The sequence below is a fragment of the Pseudomonas sp. UBA6323 genome (assembly GCF_002439135.1).
Classification (GTDB): Bacteria; Pseudomonadota; Gammaproteobacteria; order Pseudomonadales; family Pseudomonadaceae; genus Aquipseudomonas.
Genome location: NZ_DJSX01000028.1, coordinates 1 through 22090, shown reverse-complemented (window position 1 = coordinate 22090; position 22090 = coordinate 1). Strand labels below are relative to the sequence as shown.

Sequence of the window (22090 nt, the reverse complement as noted above, 5' to 3'; positions counted from 1 at the left end):
CGCAGAGGCGGGAAAGCTCAAGGCCAGGCTGAGGAACAGCAGGAGGAGGGGACGCATCGGGCGTGAGATCCGATCCTTGGCGGCGTTTGGGCTTCTGGGGCCGTACAGTAACAGCTTGTCTGGGCAGGAAAAAGAGCGCCGTGGCGGGTGAGCAGTAGCGGCACTTTGGCATACACTTCACGGACACGCCATGAGGGTACGAAATTGTCGGAACGAAGCCATGGTTTGCAGTCATGGATCGATCGCCTGAACCAAGCAGAACTGCCCGCACTGGCTGCCGTGGTGCAGGATCTGCAACGCCTCGCGCAGCAGGATTCTGCCTCGGTGCAGCAACTGGCCGAGGTATTGCTGCGTGATGCAGCGCTGACCAGCAAGGTGCTGCGGGTCGGCAACAGCGTCTACTACAACCCGTCCCAGGAAACCATCAAGACCATCTCGCGGGCCATCGTGCTGATCGGCTTCGACAACGTGCGCCTGATCGGCTTGTCGGTGAGCCTGATCGACGGCTTGCTCACGCGCGCCCCGCGCGAGCAACTGCAAGAGTTGCTCGCACGCTCCTTTCACGCCGCCGTGCAGGCGCGCAACATTGCCGGCTACGTGCTCTCCAGGCATGCCGAGGAAGTGTTCATCGCCGCCTTGCTCCATCATCTGGGCGAGCTGGCATTCTGGGGCTGTGGCGGCGAGCAGGCGGACGAGCTGGCCGCAGCCCTGGCGCAGCCCGGAGTCGAGGTCGAGGAGGTGGTGCGCGAGGTGCTCGGCACCAGCTTCCGGCAACTCACCCAGGGGCTGGTGAAAAGCTGGAACCTGGGTGAGACCGTGAGCTTGGCCCATGCCGGCACCAACCAGCACGACCCGGCGGCGTACGCCGTGCAGCTGGGCGTGCGTATCAGCGAGGCCGCGCTGCAGGGCTGGGAGTCGCCGGAGATGGAGGCGGTGCTGGCAAAGATGGCCGCATTCGTCGACCTCAGCGCCGAGGACGCCCTGCAGCAGGTGCTGGCCAGTGCCGAGGAAGCGGTCAAGGTGGCCTCGACCTTTGGCGCCAGCAAGCTGTGCCGGCTTATTCCCAATACCGATCCCGAGCAGATCCGCCTGCAGCAGGAAGAACGCAAGGCGCGTCTGCTGCAGCCCGACCTGCTGGTGATGCAGCAGGCATTGCAGGACCTGGGGCTGATGATCAGCGCCCGGGCCGATGTCGGCCTGGTGCTCGATACCCTGCTCAAGGGCTTGCACCGTGGCGCTGGTCTGGAGCGGGTGATGCTCACGGTGCTGGCCGAAGGGCAAAGCCGCTTTCGCGCCAAGCGCGTGATTGGCGACAAGAGCGAGCAATGGCTGCAGGATTTCGTGCTGCCGGCCGAGCAGGCAGAGCAGCCGCATATCTTTAGTTATGCGCTGCGCCATCGTGAAGCGATCTGGATGGGTGTGCCTGCCAGCTACAACCTCGCCGAGCTGGTGACCCAGCCTATTCGGCGCAGCCTGGGCAATGGCATGTTCTTCATCGCCCCGATCATCGCCGGCACGCGGGAGATCGGCGTGCTGTACGCCGACAGTAGGCTTTCCGGGCGAGCGCTACGACATGAGCAGTTCGTCGCCTTTCAGCGCTTCACCCAGTTGACGGGGCGCTGCCTGGAGGCCATCAGCAAGCGCTGATCAGGGCAGATAGAGGGTCAACATCTGCCCGGGACGCAGCGTGCTGCTGCGAGGGTTCCAGGCCTGCAGGCGTTTGAGATCAATCTTGAAGCGTTTGGCGATCTCGTACAGCGAGTCGCCACTCTGTACGCGATAGTAGGTGGCCTTGTCCCGCGAGCTGGTGCTGCTGCGCGTAGTGGCGGCAACCTGAGGGGAGCTGTCAGCGGCTTCCAGAGTGAGCATCTGGCCGACTTTCAACTGATTGCCTTGCAGCTTGTTCCAGCGCTTGAGGTCATGCACAGCCACCTGATTGCTGCGCGCGATCTGCCACAGGTTGTCGCCATTCTTCACCCGATAGGTGCGGCTGGCAGCGCTTTGCGCAACGTTGCGCTGCTGGTACAGCGGCTCGTTCGGCATACTGCCGGGCTTGGCGGGAATGGTCAGCACCTGGCCGATTCTCAGGTTGTTGCTGCTCAGACGGTTGACGTCCTTGATTATTTTCACCGACAGGTGATGACGGTTGGCGATGGCGTGCAGGCTGTCGCCGGAGCGTACGCTGTAGCTCTGCCAATCGATCAGTTCCTGCGGCTTCATCAGAGCCAGGTTGGCGCTGAGCAGCTCGGCTTTTTCGGTCGGTACCAGCAGGTGCTGCGGGCCGTCGAGGGTGATGCCGCGCTTGTAGGCGGGGTTGAGCTGCAGCAGTTGCTGCTCGTCCAGGTCAGCCAGTTTGGCGACGCGGGCCAGATCCATGTGTTGCTTGATGGCGATCTGTTCGAAGTAGGGCTCGTTGGCTATCGGTGACAGACTCACGCCGAAGGCTTCGGGCGTCAGGATCACCTGCGACAGCGCCAGTAGCTTGGGCACGTAGTCCTCGGTTTCCTTGGGCAGCGACAGGTTCCAGTAGTCGCTGGGCAGGCCGAGCTTCTCGTTGCGCTCGATCGCGCGGCTGACACGACCTTCGCCGGCATTGTAGGCCGCCAGGGCGAGCAGCCAGTCGCCATTGAACATTTCGTGCAGGCGGCTCAGATAGTTGAGTGCGGCTTCGGTCGAGGCGGTGACATCACGGCGGCCGTCGTACCAATTGGTCTGACGCAGGTTGAAGTGGCGGCCGGTGGACGGAATGAATTGCCAGAGGCCGACGGCGTGGGCCGAGGAGTAGGCCTGTGGGTCGTAGGCGCTTTCGATCACTGGCAGCAGCGCCAGCTCCATCGGCATGTCGCGTTCGGCTAGGCGCTCGACGATGTAGTGAATATAAGGCGCGCTGCGCTCGCTGACGGTGTCGACGTGCTTCGGGTTGCTGGCGTACCACAGACGCACGCGTTCGATACGTGGGTTGATGCCGATTTCATCCTGCAGCTTGAAACCGTCGCGCACCCGATCCCAGATATCGCTGTATTCGTGCGGTTTGACTTCGCTGTCGAGCCACTCGGGCTCAGGCTGCAAGCCCACGGCCCGGGAGGTGTCGGTAGAGCGATCCGGCGAGTCGCTGGGTAGGCTCTGACAGCCGGCCAGGATCAGGCTGCACATCACCGCGAGCGCTCGAGAGCTTCGCACCAATGCCTTTAATTTCAATGGTTTAGGTGATGATGCAGGCATTGGGTGAGGGGGCTGTCCCGGCGAAAAGGTCGGGCGATTCTAGGAACCGAAGCGGGGGTGGTCAAGTTTTCGCCAGCCTTTTGTGACCTGCATTCAGGTTGGCACGGCGATGCCGCGAGCGATGTTCGAAAAGTGAGCCGGCGACATCATCGCCGGGTCTTTGCAGGGATCAGAAGCTGTCTTTCCAGGCGCGCAGACAGGCGAATACGGCGCTCGGCTCGCTCGATTGTCCGCTCTCGCGTCCTTTTGCCGCAGCGATGATCGAAGGTTCGCCGGTGCGCAGGAAGGGGTTGGTCGCCAGCTCCAGTTCGATGTTCGATGGCAGGCTGATACGGCCTTCTTCACGCCAGCGAGTCACTTCGGCCAGGCGTTCGCTCAGGCGCGTATTGTCCGGCTCGACTGCATGGGCGAAGCGCAGGTTGCTCAGGGTGTATTCATGGGTGCAATACACCTGGGTATTGGCGGGCAGGGCAGCGAGGCGGCTCAGTGACTGGTGCATTTGCTGTGGCGTACCTTCGAACAGGCGACCGCAACCGCCAGCGAACAGCGTATCGCCGCAGAACAGCAAATTCTGCTGCGCCTGGTAGTAGGCAATGTGGCCGAGGGTGTGGCCCGGCACGGCCATGACCTGGAAGCGCAGGCCGAGCACCTCGATCTCATCGTTGTCGCTCAGGTCGAGGTCGCAGGCCGGGATCTTCTCCGCGGCCGGGCCGGCGACACGTGCGCCGCTGGCGTTCTTCAGCGTCTCGACGCCGCCGACATGATCGAAGTGATGATGGGTGATCAGGGTATCGCTGAGCTGCCAATCCGGATGAGCCTGCAGCCATGCCTGCACCGGCGCTGCATCACCGGGATCGACCACGGCGCAGCGCCTGGTGTCGGCATCCTGCAGCAGCCAGATATAGTTGTCGTTGAAGGCGGGCAGCGCGTCGATCTGAATCATTGCGGGTCGCTAAGCTGGTGATAAAGGTGCATCTTAGACACGACATGCAGAACCTGTCATGCGGAGGCAGCGATGACTGATCAGGCATTCGCCCAGGCCGACCCGGAGTGGCTCAAGCTCATCGGCGAGGCGCGCGACTGGCTTGCCGGGCCACTGGGGCAACTGCTACTCGAAGAAGAACGGCGCTTGCTGGAGCAAGAGCTGGCACGTTTCTTTGGCGGGTATCTGGTGAGTTACGGGCCCGGCGCCGAAGGCCCGCCCGAGGCCGGGCAGATTCAGCACAACGTGCGCCTCGGCGCTCCGATGCCCGGGGTGCAGATCGTCTGCGAGGAACAATCCTGGCCTCTGGGCGAGCACGCTGCCGATGTGGTGGTGCTGCAGCACGGCCTCGATTTCAGCCTGTCGCCGCATGGGCTGTTGCGTGAAGCGGCCCGCAGCGTCAGGCCTGGCGGGCATCTGTTGATTCTGGGCATCCATCCCTGGAGTACCTGGGGCGTGCGCAGGCTGTTCGCTCAGGACGGTTTGGCCAGGGCGCGTTGCATCGCGCCGAGCCGCGTCGGTGACTGGTTGAGCTTGCTGGGTTTCGCGTTGGAGAAACGGCGCTTCGGGTGCTATCGTCCGCCGCTCGCTTCGCTGGCCTGGCAAATGCGCCTGCGGCGAATGGAGGGTTGGGGGGACGCCTGGCAGTTGCCTGGGGCCGGTTTCTACCTGTTGGTGGCGCGCAAACTGGTGGTCGGCTTGCGCCCCTTGCGGCAATCGCGCCGCGAGCCGATGGGCAAGTTGCTGCCAATGCCAGTGGCCAAGGTCAGCCGGCGTGACGTCGACAACTGAAGGCCATGCCCCGGCCCGTCAATTCTGTAACAGAGCTTATGAATGTCCGAAACCGATGAAGTGGTGATCTACACCGACGGCGCCTGCAAGGGCAACCCTGGCCCCGGAGGCTGGGGGGCGTTGCTGGTCTATAAAGGTGTGGAAAAGGAATTGTGGGGCGGCGACCCGAGCACTACCAACAACCGCATGGAACTGATGGCGGCGATTGCCGGCCTGATCGCACTGACGCGGCCCTGCTCGGTCAAGCTGGTGACCGACTCGCAGTACGTGATGAAGGGCATCCAGGAATGGCTGCCGAACTGGAAGAAGCGCGGCTGGAAGACTGCCGCCAAAGAGCCGGTGAAAAATGCCGACCTCTGGCAGAAGCTGGACGAGGAAGTGAATCGTCATCAGGTGAGCTGGCAGTGGGTGCGCGGCCATACCGGCCACCCCGGCAACGAGCGGGCGGACCAGTTGGCCAATCGCGGGGTCGACGAGGTGCGTTCGGCGCGCTAAGCCACATGAGTTAATATGCCGCGCTGAATGTGCGACAACCCGAATAGATGAGAGAGGCAAGGCGTGACAACCGAGAACACCGTCAAGCGCTACGTGGTGCTGGATACCGAAACCACCGGTATGCCGGTCACCGACGGGCACCGCATCATCGAGATCGGTTGTGTCGAGTTGCTGGGGCGTCGTCTGACCGGGCGTCATTTCCACGTCTACCTCAACCCTGATCGCGAGATCGATGAAGGCGCCATCGCGGTTCACGGCATCACCAACGAGTACGTGGCCGACAAGCCGCGGTTCAAGGAAGTCGCCGATGAATTCTACGAGTTCATCAAGGGCGCCCAGCTGATCATCCATAACGCGGCGTTCGACGTCGGCTTCATCAACAACGAGTTCGCCCTGCTGGGGCAGAGCGAGCGCGCCGACGTCAGCGATTACTGCTCGGTGCTCGATACCCTGATGATGGCGCGCGAACGTCATCCAGGCCAGCGCAACAGCCTCGATGCGCTGTGCAAGCGCTACGGCGTCGACAACTCCAACCGCGAACTGCACGGAGCCTTGCTCGACTCGGAGATCCTCGCCGACGTCTACCTGGCGATGACTGGCGGGCAGACCAATCTGTCGCTGGCGGGAGAGGGTGCTGATGGCGATGGCAGCGGGCGTCAGCAAGCCACGCCGATCCGCCGCCTTGACCCTGCGCGCCCGCGTACTCGCGTGATCCGCGCCAGCGAGGAAGAGCTGGCGGCGCATCTGGCGCGTCTGGCCGTCATCGAGAAAGCCGCTGGCGGCCCCTCGCTTTGGGCGCAGATGGAAGCGCCTGAATAACCGAACAGCGCAATTGCGACCTTTTCTTATAGCGTGATGCGCAGGGGGTTCCGCCGATCAGGGCGAGCCTCTAACCTGAAGCGATGGGCAGGTCCGGCCTGCCAGCCTTCAGGACGTCACAATGTATAAAGATCTCAAGTTCCCCGTCCTAATCGTGCACCGCGACATCAAGGCCGACACCGTGGCCGGTGATCGTGTGCGCGCCATCGCTCAGGAACTCACCCAGGACGGTTTCAGCATCCTGCCCACGGCCAGTGCCGCCGAGGGGCGTATCGTCGCCTCAACCCACCATGGCCTGGCCTGCATTCTGGTGGCTGCCGAGGGCGCGGGGGAGAACAGCCGGCTGCTGCAGGACATGGTCGAGCTGATTCGCGTGGCTAGGGTGCGGGCGCCGCAGCTGCCGATCTTCGCCCTGGGCGAGCAGGTCACCATCGAGAATGCGCCGGCCGAGGCCATGGCCGATCTCAACCACCTGCGCGGTATTCTCTATCTGTACGAAGACACCGTGTCCTTCCTGGCCCGGCAGGTGGCGCGCGCGGCGCACAACTATCTCGACGGTCTGTTGCCGCCGTTCTTCAAGGCGCTGGTGCAGCACACCGCGCAGTCCAACTACTCCTGGCACACGCCGGGACACGGCGGTGGCGTGGCCTATCGCAAGAGTCCGGTGGGCCAGGCGTTTCACCAGTTCTTTGGCGAGAACACGCTGCGTTCCGATCTGTCCGTGTCGGTACCGGAGCTGGGCTCGCTGCTCGACCATACCGGCCCGCTGGCCGAGGCCGAAGCTCGTGCGGCGCGTAATTTCGGCGCCGACCACACCTTCTTCGTGATCAATGGCACTTCGACGGCGAACAAGATCGTCTGGCATTCCATGGTCGGGCGCGATGATCTGGTGCTGGTGGACCGCAACTGCCACAAATCGATTCTGCACTCGATCATCATGACCGGCGCGATCCCGCTCTATCTGTGTCCCGATCGTAACGAACTGGGCATCATCGGGCCGATTCCGCTGTCGGAGTTCAGCCGCGAATCGATCCAGGCCAAGATCGATGCCAGCCCGCTGGCCCGCGGTCGGGCGCCCAAGGTCAAGCTGGCGGTGGTGACCAACTCTACCTATGACGGGCTCTGCTACAACGCCGAGATGGTCAAGCAGGCCCTTGGCGACTCGGTCGAGGTGCTGCATTTCGATGAAGCCTGGTATGCCTACGCGGCATTCCATGAGTTCTACGCCGGCCGTTATGGCATGGGTACGCAGTGCGACGAGCATTCGCCGCTGGTATTCACCACCCATTCCACGCACAAGCTGCTGGCGGCCTTCAGCCAGGCTTCGATGATTCACGTGCAGGATGGTAGCCAGCGCCAGCTGGACCGCGACCGCTTCAACGAAGCCTTCATGATGCACATTTCCACCTCGCCGCAGTACGGCATCATCGCCTCGCTGGACGTAGCCTCGGCCATGATGGAAGGCCCGGCCGGGCGCTCGCTGATTCAGGAGACCTTCGACGAGGCGCTGAGCTTCCGTCGCGCCCTGGCCAACGTACGGCGCAACCTCGAAGCCGAGGACTGGTGGTTCAGCATCTGGCAACCGGGCGAGGCGGACGGCGCCGACAGCCTGTCGACCGCGGACTGGGTGTTGCAGCCGGACGCCGACTGGCATGGCTTTGGCGAAGTGGCCAGCGATTACGTGCTGCTCGATCCGATCAAGGTCACCCTGGTGATGCCCGGCCTCAATGCCGCCGGCAGGCTGGAGCAGCAGGGCATTCCCGCCGCGGTGGTCAGCAAGTTTCTCTGGGAGCGTGGCCTGGTGGTGGAAAAGACCGGTCTGTACTCCTTCCTGGTGCTGTTCTCCATGGGCATCACCAAGGGCAAGTGGAGCACGCTGCTGACCGAGCTGCTGGAGTTCAAGCGCAGCTACGACGCCAATCTGCCGCTGATCGACGTATTGCCCTCCATTGCCCACGCTGGCGGCGGGCACTATCAGGGCATGGGCCTGCGTGACCTGTGCGACGCGTTGCATGGCTGCTATCGCGAAAATGCCACGGCCAAGGCGCTGAGGAGCATGTACACGGCGTTGCCGGAGCTGGCGATCAAGCCTGCCGATGCCTACGACCGCCTGGTGCGCGGCGAGGTGGAGGCGGTGCCCATCGACCAGTTGCAGGGACGTATCGCCGCGGTGATGCTGGTGCCTTACCCGCCGGGCATTCCGCTGATCATGCCGGGTGAGCGCTTTACCGCCGCCACGCGCTCGATTCTCGATTACCTGGCGTTCGCCAGGACCTTCGATCAGGCGTTTCCGGGTTTCGATATCGATGTGCACGGCCTGCAAACCGAAACGGGCGAGTACTGCGTGGACTGCCTGGTCGAATAAAGCGTGTGCGGATCTGTCGAGGCGCAAGATCCTCGACAGATCAATCCCTTATCTCTGTCATTCAAAGCAGTTGCTAACGTGCTGGGGCGTGCCCTGCGTCACAGTGGCAAGCATCGACTTTTATGCCGTGCTTGTTATAGTTGCTCGGTTATTAATCACAAAATAATTACTGCGCTGCCAAGCCGCGGCCAAGGATGCCTGCCATGTCCGACTACCAAGCCTTCCGCGTCGAGCTGGTGGGCAAGATCGCCCACGTACAGATCAACCGCCCGGACAAGATCAACGCGATGAATGCCGACTTCTGGCGCGAGATCATCGAGATCTTCCAGTGGGTCGATGACAACGATGCGGTGCGCGTGGTGGTGCTTTCCGGCGCGGGCAAACACTTCTCGTCGGGTATCGACCTGATGCTGCTGGCCTCGGTTGGCGCCCAGTTGGGCAAGGATGTCGGTCGCAATGCCACGGCGCTACGCCGCAAGATTCTCGAGCTGCAAGCCTCGTTCAACGCGGTCGACAATTGCCGCAAGCCGGTGCTGGCGGCCATCCAGGGTTACTGCATCGGCGGCGCCATCGACCTGATCAGCGCCTGTGACATGCGTTACTGCACGGTCGATGCGCAGTTCTCGATCAAGGAAATCGACATGGGCATGGCCGCCGACGTCGGCACCCTGCAGCGCCTGCCGCGCATCATCGGCGACGGCATGATGCGTGAGCTGGCCTATACCGGGCGCAGCATCGACGGTCACGAGGCGGCCCGTATTGGCCTGGTCAACCGTACCTACGACGACCAGGAAGGCTTGCTCGCCGGTGTGATGGAACTGGCCGGGCAGATCGCTGCCAAGTCGCCGATTGCCGTGCGCGGTACCAAGGAAATGATTCGCTACATGCGCGACCACCGCGTCGACGATGGCCTGGAATACATCGCCACCTGGAACGCCGCCATGCTGCAATCCGAAGACCTGCGCCTGGCCATGGCGGCGCACATGACCAAGCAGAAGCCGGAGTTCGTCGACTGATGCCGTATTCGCTGATGTTCGTTGCGAGGCCTAGAGCATGGTAAGTGGAGCTACATCGCTGAACCTGGTGCGCGACGAGCTGTTCGTCACCATGGAAGAGGCCGAGCAGAGCCTTGAACACTTCATCGCCGAGCGGCATAACGGCAGTCTGCTGCAACAGGCGGTGGAGAGCCTGCATCAGGTGCGCGGTACGCTCAACCTGATCGAACTGGCCGGCGCCGAGCTGCTGGCGCAGGAAGTGCTCGATCAGGCCACCGACATCCCCGCCGGTGCCGGCGAGGAGCGCGACGTACAGCTGGCCGCGCTGAGTAATGCGCTGCACGTGCTGCGCCGCTATCTGGAAAGCGTTGATGCCCATCGGCAGGAAATGCCCGAGCTGCTGCTGCCGGCGATCAACGATTTGCGTCAGGCAGGCGCGCAACAGCCGCTGCCGGAGAGTTTCTTCTTCAGCGTGCGCCTGGATCATGCACGGCCGCACAGTGCGACCCAGCCGCTCGATGGCGCCGCCAAACTCGCCGAAGGCAAGCGTATGCGGCATATGTATCAGGTGGGTTTGCTCGGCTTCATCCGCGAGCAGAATCCGCAGGCCAGTCTCAAGCTGATGGTGCGCGCCATGGCGCGTCTGGACAGCCTGTTCGCCAACGAGCCGCGCGGGCGCATGTGCTGGATCGGCGCGGCCGCCATCGAAGCGCAGTGCGACGGTCAACTGTTGCCACGCAAGGCGCGCAAGCAGCTGTTCTCGCGACTCGACCGCGAACTCAAGCTGATGCTCGGCAACTCCCAGTACGAGGCGCCGCGCAGCCTGCTCAAGGAATTGCTGTACCTGGTCGCGCTGGCCGACAGTCACGGGCCGCTGGCTACTGCCATGCGCGAGGTGTTCGGCCTCACGCCGCTGCCGTTTACCGACCACCTGCTGGAAGAGGAATACCAGCGCCTGGCCGGCCCCGGCCAGGCGGTGATGCGTTCGCTGTCCACGGCGATCCGCGAAGAGCTGGCCAGCGTCAAGGACATGCTCGATCTGCTCGAGCGCGGCACCTTGCAAGGCGAAACCCTGGGGACGCTGCATGCGTTGCTGGGCAAATTGGCCAAGACCCTCGGCATGGTCGGCCTGAGCTCCGCCGGTAACTCGCTCAACGCGCAGCTGCCGCAAGTCGCCGCCTGGAGCGAAGACTCGCCGCCCGCACCTGAGCAGTTGCACAAGCTGGCCGATGCGGTGCTTTACGTCGAAGGCATGGTCGCCAGTCTGGAGCGTGGCGAAGGGCGCGAAAGCCGGCCAACTGCCGTCGAGCCCGGCAACGAGGCCGATTCCTTCGCCAGCCACCAGCTCAACGAGGCCCGTATCGTCGTGGTCGATGAAGCGCAGGCCGGCCTGGCCCTCGCCAAGCGCGCCATCACGGCTTATCTGGAGTCGGGCGGCGACAAGATGCACCTGTCCAATGTGCCGTTCAGCCTGCAGGCGGTACGCGGCGGCCTGTGGTTCCTCGAGCAGCGCCGTGCAGCGATGCTGGTCGGCGCCTGCGCCGACTATATCCAGACGCGCATGCTCGAATCGGGGCAGATGCCCTCGGAGCAGATGCTGGAAACCCTGGCCGACGCGCTCAGCAGCCTGGAGTATTACCTGGAAGCGGGCGCGGTGATGCGTCCGGAAACCCGTCCCAGCGTGCTCGACCTGGCTGAAGACAGCGTCAAGGCGCTGGGCATGCCGGTGGCCGCCTGATGGTCTGGCGCAACGCCTTTCTCGATCCGGCTCAGCCCGGCGGCTGGGCAGTGCTCTACAGCCAGCAGCACTTTCTTGCCGACAGCAACGGCGTGCTGTTCCCGCGCGACTGGATCAAGCGCCAGGATCTGCCGATCATCGGTGAGCAGGGCATCGGCCATTTTGGCGAGGATGCCGTTTACCTTCTGCAGCTCAAGCCCTCGGCCACGCTGGAAGGCTGCACCTGGCAGAGCCTGCGCCAGTTCATGTTGCAGGGCGAGGCGGAAACTTTCCGCATGCTTACGTATGCCGCGCAGATCGGCACCTGGTACGCCGACCACCGTTTTTGTGGCAGCTGCGGGGCGCCGACTCGCCAGCTTCCCGGAGAGCGGGCGATGCGCTGCGACAGCTGCGAGTCGCAGCACTACCCGCGCTTGGCGCCGAGCATGATCGTGCTGGTCACCCGTGGCGACGAGATCCTCCTGGCGCGCTCGCCGCGCTTCGTGACCGGCGTGTACAGCACGCTGGCCGGCTTCGTCGAGCCGGGCGAATCGGTGGAGCATTGCGTGGCACGCGAGGTGCGCGAGGAAGTCGGCCTCGAGGTGAAGAACCTGCACTACATCGGCAGCCAGGGCTGGCCGTTCCCGCATTCGCTGATGCTCGGCTTCCATGCCGAATATGCCGGTGGCGATATCGTCATGCAGGAAGACGAAATCGAGGACGCGCGCTGGTTCCGTGTCGATGACCTGCCGCCGCTGCCGGCATCGCGCTCCATCGCCCGCCATCTGATCGATCTCTACGTCGCCAGGCGCCTGGGCCTGCCCGAGCCGACGCTGTCGGTGTAAAGCGCCTTATGTAGGAGCGGCTTCAGCCGCGAATCTCGCCGACCGTTTCGCGGCTGAAGCCGCTCCTACAGGATCCTGGATAGTCCGCCGGATCAGCCAAACCAGTGCTGCCAGACCAGGCGTGCAGTCAGCGCCAGCACCACGGTGATGAACACCGGGCGAATGAACTTCGAGCCGCCCTTGATCGCCGTGCGCGCGCCGAGGAAGGCACCGACCATCAGCGCCGCTCCCATGCTCAGGCCCAGCACCCAGGCCACCTGGCCAAAGGCGATGAATACCGCCAGCGCCGCGGCGTTGCTGACAAAGTTCATGGTGCGCGCCACACCGCTGGCGCGCACCAGATCGAGCGGATACATCAGCAGGCTGCTGACCGTCCAGAACGCGCCGGTGCCAGGGCCAGCCACGCCATCGTAGAGTCCCAGGCCCAGCCCCTGCGGCCACTGCCGGCCGCGGGCGATCGGCAGATCGTGCTCGGCTGGCGCTTCCGGCATGCGGCCGAACAGCAGGTAGATGCCGCAAGCGAAGACGATCACCGGCAGCATCTGGTTGAGCCAGGCAGCCGGCATCCAGTGGGCGATGACGGCGCCGAGCAGGGCGCCGATCAGGGTCGCCAGCAGTGCGTTGCGCCATTGCCCAGGGTCGAACAGCTTGCGCCGGTAGAAGGTCAGGGCAGCGGTGCCCGAGCCGAAGGTAGCACACAGCTTGTTGGTGCCCAGCACCAGGTGCGGCGGCAGGCCGGCGGTCAGCAGGGCGGGGATGGTCAGCAGACCGCCGCCACCGGCAATGGCGTCGATAAAGCCGGCGGCGAAGGCGACCAGGGCGAGAATGGCGAGTGTGCTGGGATCGATGGCGAGCTCGAGGGCGAAAGGCATATCAAAGTGTCGACTTGTGGGCGAGTGCGCAGCCTGCTGGCTGTTCGTCGTGGAGAGAGCTGCGCATAATGCCGGGATTTCGTCAGAGAAGGAACGCAATCAATGCAATACGACGGGTTGGCCTGGGCCGTGGCGCTGTTGGCCGTGTTGGCGCTGCTGGTGGCATTGCGCATTCTGCTCAATACGGGCTGGTTCCTCGGTTGGTTGCGTGGCACCTGTGGTCTGGCATTTCTCGCCCTGGCCGGGCTGGTCGGCCTGGTGGCCTACGACCTGTATGCGTATGAGCCGCTGCAGGTGGGCAAGCCATTGGTCACGCTGAGCTTCAAGGCCGATGGTCCGCAGCGTTATCAGGTGACGCTGCTCGAAGGTAGCCGTGAGCGTACGGTCACGCTCGAGGGCGACATGTGGCAACTCGATGGCCGCTTGATCCGCTGGAAAGGCCTGGCCGAACTGATCGGTCTCGAGCCGGGTTACCGTCTCGAGCGCCTGTCCGGGCGTTTTCTCGCCATCGAACAGCAGGCGCTGGCGCAACATGGCCGCGTGCAGTTGGCCGAAAGCCCCTATGGTGTCGACCTGTGGCGCTGGCTGCGCCTGAACCAGCGCGACCTGCTGCTGTTCGACCCGCAGGCGCTACGCGTGACCTACCTGCCGATCGCCGCCGACGCGGTGTACAGCGTCAGCCTTACACCAACCGGGTTGCTGGCCGAGCCGATGAATCCGGCGGCGGAAGCAGCGTTGAAGGACTGGTAGCGGCCAGCAGGCAGGTAGATATAGGGTGGGCTTTAGCCCACAGAGTGATTGGTGGGCTGAAGCCCACCCTACAAAGCCGGTAGCGGCGGTGAGGGCAGCAGGGCGGATGCCATCTTTGTAGCCGGCCTTAGGGGTAAAAAAAAGCTTCGCGGACGAGTCCGCTCCCACGGGCGATCAGCGTGAACGCGACTGGCACAGTTGCTCTTGTGGGAGCGGACTTCTCCGCGAAAACTGTCAGCGTTCACCTCTATCAAGCAAAAAAGCCGCGATCCTGCAACGCGGTCGCGGCTTTCTCTAGCTGACGGGCATTAACCGACTTAATACCTTGTCGCCTGTGTCATCCGGCCTCAGGAGAGGAAGCCGCCATCCACGTTCAGCGCCACGCCGGTGGTGTAGCTGGAGGCGTCGCTGGCCAGGTACAACACCGTACCGGCCATTTCGCTGGGGTCGGCCACGCGCTTGAGTGGGATGCGCTGCAGGGCGTGCTTGAGGATGGCGTCGTTCTTGGTCAGCGCCGAGGCGAACTTGGTGTCGGTCAGGCCTGGCAGCAGAGCGTTGCAGCGAATGCCGAACTGCGCGCATTCCTTGGCGAATACCTTGGTCATGCTGATCACCGCCGCCTTGGTCACCGAGTAGATGCCTTGGAACTCGCCCGGGGAGACGCCGTTGATCGAGGCGACGTTGATGATCGAGCCGCCGCCGTTTTCCTTCATCAGCTTGCCGCCTTCGATGGACATGAAGTAATAGCCGCGGATGTTCACGTCGACGGTCTTCTGGAAGGCGCCCAGATCGGTGTCCAGCACGTTGCAGAACTGCGGGTTGGTGGCGGCGTTGTTGACCAGAATGTCCAGGCGGCCGAACTGCTCGCGGATCTGCGCGAAGACATTGGTGATCTGCTCCATCTCGCCGATGTGACAGGCGATGGCGGTGGCCTTGCCGCCCTCGGCGGTGATGGCATCGGCCACGGCCTGGCAGCCGTCGATCTTGCGGCTGGAGACGATCACGTGCGCGCCTTGCTGGGCCAGCAGCTTGGCGATGGCCTCGCCGATGCCGCGGCTGGCGCCGGAGACGAAGGCGATCTTGCCATCAAGGTCGAACAGTTGGGTCTTGGACATTGTGATTACCCCGGGGTTAGAGAGTGGATTTGCCGATGACCTGCAGGCACATCTGCTCCAGCAGCTTGTTCATGTGAATGAACTGAGCGAAGCGCTTGTCCTGGGTCTGGCCGTGATAGAAGCGGTAATAGATCTGCTGGACGATGCCGGCCAGGCGGAACAGGCCGTAGGTGTAGTAGAAGTCGAAGTTGTCGATCTTGATGCCGGCTTTCTCGGCGTAGTAGTCAACGAACTGCTGGCGCGTGAGCATGCCCGGTGCGTTGCTCGGCTGGCGGCGCATCAGCTGTACCGGTGCCGGATCGCCGGCCTCGATCCAGTAGGCCAGGGTATTGCCCAGGTCCATCAGCGGATCGCCGATGGTGGTCATCTCCCAGTCGAGCACGCCGATGATCTGCATCGGGTTGTTCGGGTCGAGGATCACGTTGTCGAAGCGGTAGTCGTTGTGCACGATGCCTGGCTTGTGGTGGTCGGCCGGTAGCTTGTCGTTCAGCCAGGCCCTGACCTGCTCCCAGGTCGGCGCATCCGGGGTCAGAGCCTTCTCGTAGCGGTCGCTCCAGCCTCTGATCTGGCGCTCGACATAGCCCTCGGGCTTGCCCAGATCGCCCAGGCCGCAGGCGTTATAATCGACGTTGTGCAATTCCACCAGTTTGTCGATGAAGCTCTTGCACAGCGCGGTAGTCTGCTCGGCGCTGAAGTTCAGCTCGGGCGGCATGTCCGAGCGCAGGATGATGCCCTTGACCCGTTCCATGACGTAGAACTCGGCACCGATCACCGACTCGTCGGTGCAATGCACGTAGGCCTTAGGGCAGTAGGGGAAACCGGCGTTGAGCTGATTGAGAATGCGGTATTCGCGGCCCATGTCATGAGCGGACTTGGCCTTGTGGCCGAACGGCGGGCGGCGCAGCACGAACTCCTGCTGCGGATACTCGATCAGGTAGGTCAGGTTTGACGCGCCACCGGGAAACTGGCTGATCTTCGCTTCGCCGCTCAGGCCGGGAATGTTGGCCTTCAGGTAACTATCGATGACGCTGGCGTCGAGCTCTTCGCCTGTGCGGATGCGGGTGGATTGGTCGGTGAGCGCCATACTTATCCCTTCTACTTATGATGGGTGCCCTAGATAATTGGTTAATCTAATGCTGCACCCAAGCCGTCACAAGCAATACGCGCCGATATAGGCGGGCGTGTTGCACCACAATCAAGCTGCCTGATCAGTCACTTTCAGCCTGCTGGAGCGGGGCTGTCAGCAATGCGCAGGGCAAAAAAAACCGGAGTGCCAGGACTCCGGTTTTTTGTAGATGCGATCAGCTCGCCAATCAGACCGGGAACAGCTCGCCCAGCTTCATCGCCAGCATCATGTCGCCTTCGGCGCGCAGCTTGCCGGCCATGAAGGCCTGCATGCCGTCAGTTTCGCCGCTGACGATGCCTTTGAGGGTTTCGCTGTCCATGATCAGGGTCACATTGGCGTTCGGGTTGTCGCCTTGCTCGAGGGCGCAGGTGCCGTCCTTGACGATCAGCGCGTAGTTCTCGCCATCTTCGATGTTGAACTGGAACACCAGATCCAGGCCTGCAGCGGCGCTGGCGTTGAACTTGGATTGCATGGTTTGGGCGATGTCAGCAACACTCATGGTCTTATCCTTTTTTCGGTTTTTTCGCGCAGCCTCGCGGCCGCAGTGGGCTGGAGCTCATCGATAGGTGATGAGCTCCGGCGCCTTCAGCAGCTGTAAATGCACATGGCTGTTGAAGGAAGCCAGACTCACCTCGTGGCCGCGGAATTTCAGCTGGCTGAGCGAGGTATTGACGATTTGCCAATTCAGTTCGAAGGCCTTTGCCGAAGGCACGCCGGTGATGAGGCGGAGCAGGGCGGTGATGGTGCCGCCGGAAGTGAACACGGCGATGTTCTGTTTGCTGCCTGCCTGCTCGAGGATACGCCGCAGGCCGCCTTCGACCTGCTCGACGTAAGCCTGCCAGCTTTGCAGGCCGGGCTTGTCATGCTCACCGGAAATCCAGCGGCCGATCAACCTGGCGAACAGGCGCTGGAACTCGGCGCGGTTCTGCGCGCCATTGCGCAGGATGTGCAGGGCTTCGGGTTCTTCCGGCAGCAAATCCGGCAGCAGGGTGCGAATCACCGCATCGGCATCGAATTCGTTGAAGGCTTCGTCGATATCCAATGCCGGCGGGCTGCTCATGCGTTGCAGCGCCGCGTCGGCCGTGTGTTGCTGGCGGCGCAGGCTGCCGCTGACGCAGCGATCGAAGGTGATGCCGAGGCGTTCGAGATGTTCGCCCAGCACTTCGGCCTGGCGCACGCCGACAGGAGACAGGACATCGTAGTCGTCTGCACCGAATGAGGCCTGGCCATGTCGAATCAGATAGATGCTGCCCACGTCCGTATCGATCCCGGCGCGTTGAATGTTTCGCGAGGTTATGAGGAAGCTCGGGGGCTGTCAACGAAAAAACATACGCTTGTTTGAATTGCTCGTGTGGCCTTTCCGCAGCGCTGACGCGCTTGGCCGCCGAGGCGCTGCGCCGGTATGCTTGAGCCTTCGTGCGCCCAGGCGCTACTGCAATGTCCGAGGGGGATCCGTGGAGTTTCTTAGCGAGTACGCCAGCTTTCTGGCGAAAACCCTGACCCTGGTGGTCGCCATCGTCGTGGTGCTGGTGGCCATCGCCGCCACCCGTGGCCGAGGGCGGCGCGCAGGCGGCCAGCTGCAGGTGCACAAGCTCAATGATTTTTACAGGGACCTGCGCGAGCGCTTGGAACAGAGCGTGCTGCCCAAGGATCAGCTCAAGGCCACGCGCAAGGCGCAGGCCAAGGCCGCCAAGCAGGACAAGAAAGCACCGCCGAGCAAATCGCGCGTGTTCGTGCTGGATTTCGATGGCGACATCAAGGCTTCGGCTACCGACAACCTGCGCCATGAAGTGACTGCGCTGCTGTCCATGGCCAAGGCCGAAGATGAAGTGGTGCTACGCCTGGAAAGCGGCGGCGGCATGGTGCACAGCTACGGTCTGGCGTCGTCCCAGCTGGTGCGCATTCGCGACGCCGGCATCCCGCTGACCGTATGTGTAGACAAGGTGGCCGCCAGCGGTGGTTACATGATGGCCTGCATCGGCCAGAAGATTCTCAGCGCGCCATTCGCCATTCTCGGCTCCATCGGTGTGGTGGCGCAGCTGCCCAACGTGCATCGTTTGCTGAAGAAACACGAAATCGATTTCGAAGTGCTGACAGCTGGTGAATACAAGCGCACCCTGACCGTGTTCGGCGAGAACACCGAAAAGGGCCGGGAGAAATTCCAGGAAGACCTGGAAACCACGCACGAGCTGTTCAAGGGCTTCGTCGCCCGTTACCGCCCGCAGCTGGACATCGACGCCATCGCCACTGGCGAGGTCTGGCTGGGCATGGCTGCGCAGGAGCGTCTGCTGGTAGACGAGCTCAAGACCAGCGACCAGTACCTGGCCGAACGTGCCGCCGAAGCTGAACTGTTCCACCTGCACTTTGCTCAGAAAAAGAGCCTGCAGGAGCGTGTCGGGCTGGCCGCGAGCATGGCGCTGGATCGCTTCGTGCTGACCTGGTTGAGCCGGCTCAACCAGCAGCGCTTCTGGTAACGCTTCGTTCAGGACGGGTTGCGCGGCCGACTCGCGCTGCGCAGCGAACCACGACAAGAGGAGAGGGTGATGACCGAGTTCAAGGCCTTGCTGGTCAGTGAAGGCACCGACGGCAGCTTCCAGCGTGAAGTCGTTCAGCGCAACGTCGAGCAACTGCCGCAAGGCGAGTTGCTGATCCGTGTGCGCTATTCATCGCTGAACTACAAGGATGCGCTGTCCGCCAGTGGCAATCGTGGCGTGACCAAGGCGTATCCGCATACGCCCGGCATCGACGCAGCGGGCGTAGTCGAGGCTTCCAGCGTGGCCGAGTTCGCCGTTGGTGATGAGGTCATCGTCACCGGCTACGACCTGGGCATGAACACCGCAGGCGGCTTCGGCCAGTACATCCGCGTGCCGGCGGCCTGGGCGATCAAGCGCCCGCAAGGCCTGCCGCTGCGCGAGGCGATGATCCTCGGTACTGCCGGGCTGACCGCTGCACTGTGCGTGGACAAGCTGGAGCAGGCGGGCGTCACGCCCGAGGCCGGAACCGTATTGGTCACCGGCGCCACGGGCGGTGTCGGCAGCATTGCCGTGGTGCTGCTCAAGCAGTTGGGCTATCGCGTCGCCGCCGCGACCGGCAAGGCCGAACAGGCTGAGTTCCTGCGCGGCCTGGGTGCTGAGGAAATCATCAGTCGTGAAGAGCTGCAGCAGGGCAGCGNNGCGGCCGATGCTCAAGGAGCGCTGGGCGGCTGCGGTGGATACGGTGGGCGGCGACATTCTGTTCAACGTGGTCAAGTCGCTGCGCCACAGCGGTAGCGTGGCGTGCTGCGGGTTGACCGCGGGGGTCGGCTTCCAGGCCAGTGTGCTGCCGTTCATCCTACGCGGGGTCAACCTGCTGGGCGTGGACTCGGTGGAGCTGCCGCTGGTGGTCAAGGCATCGATGTGGGACAAGCTGTCGCTGCAGTGGAAACTCAATCTTTCGCCGCTGTGCCGGGAAGTCGGGTTGGCGGAATTGCCCGAGGCCATCGAGCGCATATTGGCTGGCGGCATGGTCGGGCGCATCCTGGTGCGGCTCGACTGAGTACTGAGCGAGGCCCGTCGACGACGGGCCTTTGCATTTTCAGGCCTGGCTGACGTGCATGGTGATTTCCGCACGGAATACCGGCTTGTCACCGACGTACGTCATCACCGGCACCTTGATGTCGCCAGTCTGACCCCAATCCACACCACTGCCGTCGGCCACCGTGCGGATATCGCCATCGGCCTTGGCCAGGTACTCGACCGTCATGCCCTTGGGAATCCAGCGGCACCCGGCAGGAATGGAAGCGTCGGTCATGCTGCCGGCGGCGAGCTCGGCGGCATTGCACAGGGCGATGGCATGTACTGTGCCGATATGATTCAGCACCTCACGGCGCTTGGCGAAATGCACCTCGGCATAGCCTGGGCGCAGTTCGACCATCTGCGGTGCGATGCTGGCGAAATAGGGGGCGACTTGACCGATCATCGCGCTGAACTGAACAGCGCCGGCCTGCTGGAACATCTGCAACATCTGACTCATGACTCTCTCCTGCGTATTGGCGATTGAAGATGAGCGCGCACCGAGGCAGTATACGAAAATTAGAAATTTATTCTAGAAAAATATTCTAGTCATGGAGAGCGGCATGGCCCGTCCATCACGCAAAGACGAGATCCTTCAGGCTGCGCTGGCCTGTTTCACCGAGCATGGCGTCGACGTCACCACTATCGAGATGATTCGTGACCGTTCTGGCGCGAGCATCGGTAGCCTGTATCACCACTTCGGCAACAAGGAGCGGATCATCGCCGCACTCTATCTGGCCGGCACTGCGCAGTACGCCGAGCTGCTGCAGCGCGGTTTCGCCGACGCAGCCAGCGCCGAAGCCTGCGTCAAGCTGCTGGTGACCAGCTATATCGACTGGGTGGTGGCCAATCCGGATTGGGCGCGCTTTATCCTGCACAGTCGCAGCCGGGTCGAAGCCGGGGAGATGGGTGATGCCCTGCGCGAAGCCAATCGCCAACATTTTGCGCAGATTCTCTCGGCGCTCGCCGAGTACCGTCTGCAGGGGCTGTTCAAGGCACTGCCGGATGACTGTTTCGCCTCGGTGGTGATTGGGCCCACCCAGGATCTGGCGCGCAACTGGTTGGCTGGCCGCACCCAAAGTGAGCTGGTAGATTGCCGCGAGCTACTGGCGCAGATCGCCTGGGACAGCGTGAAAAGCAGCGGTTAGTCGAAGCGATAGATATCCATACCCAGCGCACCATAGGTGAAACCACTGTGCGCCACGGAAAAGGTGCCGCCAGCACCGCGGGCGAAGAACAGCGGCAGCAGGTGCTCTTCACTGGGGTGATTGCGTACGGCATTCGGTGCCAGGCGACGATACTGGTGCAAGGCCTGTTCATCGTTCGCTTCAAGCTTTTCCACCACCCAGTCGCGAAATTCCTTGGCCCAGGGCGTGATGACGTCTGGGCCGGCGCGCCAGTTCAGTTCGCCCAGGTTGTGAGTGATGCTGCCGGAGCCGATCAGCAGGATGCCTTGCTCACGCAGACTGGCCAGCGCCCGCCCGATACGGGTCTGCAGTTCAGGGCCCGCGTGGCTGGGCAGCGACAACTGCAGCACGGGAATGTCGGCGTGCGGATACATCAGCGACAGCGGCACCCAGGCGCCATGGTCGAACGGGCGCTGCGTATCGAGCTCGGCCGGCAGCCCGGCCTCGTTCAATTGCCGGGCGATATCGCCGGCCAGTTGCGGCGCTCCGGGCGCTGGATACTGCAACGCATAGAGACGGGCCGGAAAGCCACCGAAGTCGTGCCAGGTTTGCGGTTGCTCGCCAGCGGTCAGCAGCAGGTGCTGGCTTTCCCAGTGCGCCGACACCACTAGAACGGTCTTAGGCCTCGGCAGCTCAGCGGCCAGTTTGGCCAGGGCCGGGCCACTGGCGCCCGGCTCCAATGCCAGCATGGGCGAGCCGTGGGAAATGAACAGCGAGGGCAACATGGCGATCAGCTCCTGAATTAGGATGTTGCCATGTTCGTTGCTGGATCTATCGACTTCCAGCATAAATAGTTGAGCATTCCTATCGAATCAATGGAGGTTTGATCCATGCACGAAGCGTTCTGGCAGGATCGATGGGCGCGTAGCCAAATCGGTTTCCATCAAGAGAAGGTCAACGGCTATCTGCGTCGCCATTGGTCCACGCTTGGCTTGGCCAGCGATGCGGCAGTCCTGGTGCCGCTGTGTGGCAAGAGCCTGGACCTGGCCTGGCTCGCGGAGCAGGGCCACAGGGTGATTGGCGTCGAGCTGGCCGAGCGGGCGGTAGAGGATTTCTTCGCCGAGCGCGAGGTGCAGCCGCAGGTATCGCAGCGCGGTGCATTCACGGTTTATCAGGCGGGTAAGATGGAGGTTCTTTGCGGCGACTTCTTCGCACTGAGCACCGATGACGTCGCCGATTACCAGGCCTTTTACGCTCGCGACGCACTGATCGCCCTGCCGCCACAAATGCGCGAGCACGATGTCCCCGACCTCCAGG

General features: G+C 63.0%; 21 protein-coding genes and 1 pseudogene. 13 read left to right on the top strand and 9 right to left on the bottom strand.

The annotated features are described in order from the left end of the window. The first annotated feature begins 225 nt into the window (after nt 1-225). A complete protein-coding gene (locus tag B3P22_RS05910) occupies nt 226-1647 on the top strand; it encodes an HDOD domain-containing protein (RefSeq protein WP_419096417.1) in 1422 nt (473 codons plus the stop codon). Here B3P22_RS05910 and B3P22_RS05905 read toward each other — a convergent pair whose 3' ends face one another. Both B3P22_RS05905 and gloB read right to left on the bottom strand, forming a co-directional pair. Further along, nucleotides 1648-3222, bottom strand: a complete 1575-nt coding sequence (locus tag B3P22_RS05905; protein ID WP_296270328.1) for a LysM peptidoglycan-binding domain-containing protein — start codon at nt 3220-3222, stop codon at nt 1648-1650. It abuts the gene before it with no gap. A gap of 169 nt (nt 3223-3391) precedes the next feature. Continuing rightward, nucleotides 3392-4165, bottom strand: a complete 774-nt coding sequence (gloB, locus tag B3P22_RS05900; RefSeq protein WP_296270327.1) for a hydroxyacylglutathione hydrolase — start codon at nt 4163-4165, stop codon at nt 3392-3394. Nucleotides 4166-4237: 72 nt separating this feature from the next. On the opposite strand from gloB, the gene B3P22_RS05895 reads away from it, so the two are divergent. The 7 genes from B3P22_RS05895 to nudC all read left to right on the top strand — a co-directional run bounded on the left by B3P22_RS05895 (nt 4238) and on the right by nudC (nt 12232). Beyond that, a complete protein-coding gene (locus B3P22_RS05895; RefSeq protein ID WP_197856391.1) occupies nt 4238-4996 on the top strand; it encodes a class I SAM-dependent methyltransferase in 759 nt (252 codons plus the stop codon). A 42-nt stretch (nt 4997-5038) separates the two neighbouring features. After that, on the top strand, nt 5039-5491 hold the full coding sequence (gene rnhA / locus B3P22_RS05890) for a ribonuclease HI (protein WP_197856392.1): 453 nt from the start codon (nt 5039-5041) through the stop codon (nt 5489-5491). A gap of 63 nt (nt 5492-5554) precedes the next feature. After that, entirely contained in the window at nt 5555-6310 is a 756-nt protein-coding gene (gene dnaQ / locus B3P22_RS05885; RefSeq protein WP_197856393.1) for a DNA polymerase III subunit epsilon, read from the top strand. Between the two features lie 121 nt (nt 6311-6431). Continuing rightward, a complete protein-coding gene (locus B3P22_RS05880; RefSeq protein ID WP_296270326.1) occupies nt 6432-8675 on the top strand; it encodes an Orn/Lys/Arg decarboxylase N-terminal domain-containing protein in 2244 nt (747 codons plus the stop codon). Nucleotides 8676-8878: 203 nt separating this feature from the next. Beyond that, nucleotides 8879-9691: a crotonase/enoyl-CoA hydratase family protein gene (locus B3P22_RS05875; RefSeq protein ID WP_275544894.1), complete on the top strand. Its 813-nt coding sequence runs from the start codon at nt 8879-8881 to the stop codon at nt 9689-9691. A 37-nt stretch (nt 9692-9728) separates the two neighbouring features. Then, the gene (locus B3P22_RS05870) at nt 9729-11408 is read left to right on the top strand and encodes a ferrous iron transporter B (RefSeq protein ID WP_296270325.1); all 1680 of its coding nucleotides are present in this window, start codon (nt 9729-9731) and stop codon (nt 11406-11408) included. Beyond that, on the top strand, nt 11408-12232 hold the full coding sequence (gene nudC, locus B3P22_RS05865) for an NAD(+) diphosphatase (protein ID WP_296270324.1): 825 nt from the start codon (nt 11408-11410) through the stop codon (nt 12230-12232). Before B3P22_RS05870 ends, nudC begins: the two co-directional genes overlap by 1 nt. Nucleotides 12233-12324: 92 nt before the next feature. On the opposite strand, the gene B3P22_RS05860 is transcribed toward nudC, so the two are convergent. Beyond that, the gene (locus tag B3P22_RS05860) at nt 12325-13104 is read right to left on the bottom strand and encodes a TSUP family transporter (protein WP_296270323.1); all 780 of its coding nucleotides are present in this window, start codon (nt 13102-13104) and stop codon (nt 12325-12327) included. 102 nt (nt 13105-13206) lie between these two features. On the opposite strand from B3P22_RS05860, the gene B3P22_RS05855 reads away from it, so the two are divergent. After that, a complete protein-coding gene (locus B3P22_RS05855; protein WP_275544898.1) occupies nt 13207-13854 on the top strand; it encodes a hypothetical protein in 648 nt (215 codons plus the stop codon). Nucleotides 13855-14201: 347 nt separating this feature from the next. On the opposite strand, the gene B3P22_RS05850 is transcribed toward B3P22_RS05855, so the two are convergent. The 4 genes from B3P22_RS05850 to B3P22_RS05835 all read right to left on the bottom strand — a co-directional run bounded on the left by B3P22_RS05850 (nt 14202) and on the right by B3P22_RS05835 (nt 17350). Beyond that, nucleotides 14202-14969, bottom strand: a complete 768-nt coding sequence (locus B3P22_RS05850) for an SDR family oxidoreductase (RefSeq protein WP_115297534.1) — start codon at nt 14967-14969, stop codon at nt 14202-14204. Between the two features lie 16 nt (nt 14970-14985). Beyond that, complete coding sequence (locus B3P22_RS05845; RefSeq protein WP_296270322.1) at nt 14986-16053, bottom strand: phosphotransferase family protein; 1068 nt, start codon at nt 16051-16053, stop codon at nt 14986-14988. 229 nt (nt 16054-16282) lie between these two features. Next, a complete protein-coding gene (locus B3P22_RS05840) occupies nt 16283-16594 on the bottom strand; it encodes an SCP2 sterol-binding domain-containing protein (RefSeq protein ID WP_003459932.1) in 312 nt (103 codons plus the stop codon). 57 nt (nt 16595-16651) lie between these two features. Next, nucleotides 16652-17350: a histidine phosphatase family protein gene (locus B3P22_RS05835; protein WP_296270321.1), complete on the bottom strand. Its 699-nt coding sequence runs from the start codon at nt 17348-17350 to the stop codon at nt 16652-16654. Nucleotides 17351-17549: 199 nt separating this feature from the next. Here B3P22_RS05835 and sohB point away from each other — a divergent pair, with 199 nt between their 5' ends. After that, on the top strand, nt 17550-18569 hold the full coding sequence (gene sohB, locus B3P22_RS05830) for a protease SohB (protein ID WP_296270320.1): 1020 nt from the start codon (nt 17550-17552) through the stop codon (nt 18567-18569). A 69-nt stretch (nt 18570-18638) separates the two neighbouring features. Further along, nucleotides 18639-19629 (top strand): annotated as a pseudogene (locus tag B3P22_RS05825) (YhdH/YhfP family quinone oxidoreductase). A gap of 39 nt (nt 19630-19668) precedes the next feature. Here the strand turns inward: B3P22_RS05825 and B3P22_RS05820 are convergent. After that, nucleotides 19669-20106, bottom strand: coding sequence for a hotdog fold domain-containing protein (locus B3P22_RS05820; RefSeq protein ID WP_296270319.1), 438 nt, complete (start codon nt 20104-20106; stop codon nt 19669-19671). Between the two features lie 103 nt (nt 20107-20209). On the opposite strand from B3P22_RS05820, the gene B3P22_RS05815 reads away from it, so the two are divergent. After that, complete coding sequence (locus tag B3P22_RS05815) at nt 20210-20794, top strand: TetR/AcrR family transcriptional regulator (protein ID WP_296270318.1); 585 nt, start codon at nt 20210-20212, stop codon at nt 20792-20794. On the opposite strand, the gene B3P22_RS05810 is transcribed toward B3P22_RS05815, so the two are convergent. Then, a complete protein-coding gene (locus B3P22_RS05810; RefSeq protein ID WP_296270330.1) occupies nt 20791-21558 on the bottom strand; it encodes a DODA-type extradiol aromatic ring-opening family dioxygenase in 768 nt (255 codons plus the stop codon). The genes B3P22_RS05815 and B3P22_RS05810 overlap by 4 nt on opposite strands. A gap of 105 nt (nt 21559-21663) precedes the next feature. On the opposite strand from B3P22_RS05810, the gene B3P22_RS05805 reads away from it, so the two are divergent. After that, on the top strand, nt 21664-22090 hold a 427-nt coding region (locus B3P22_RS05805), incomplete at its 3' end, for a thiopurine S-methyltransferase (protein ID WP_296270317.1).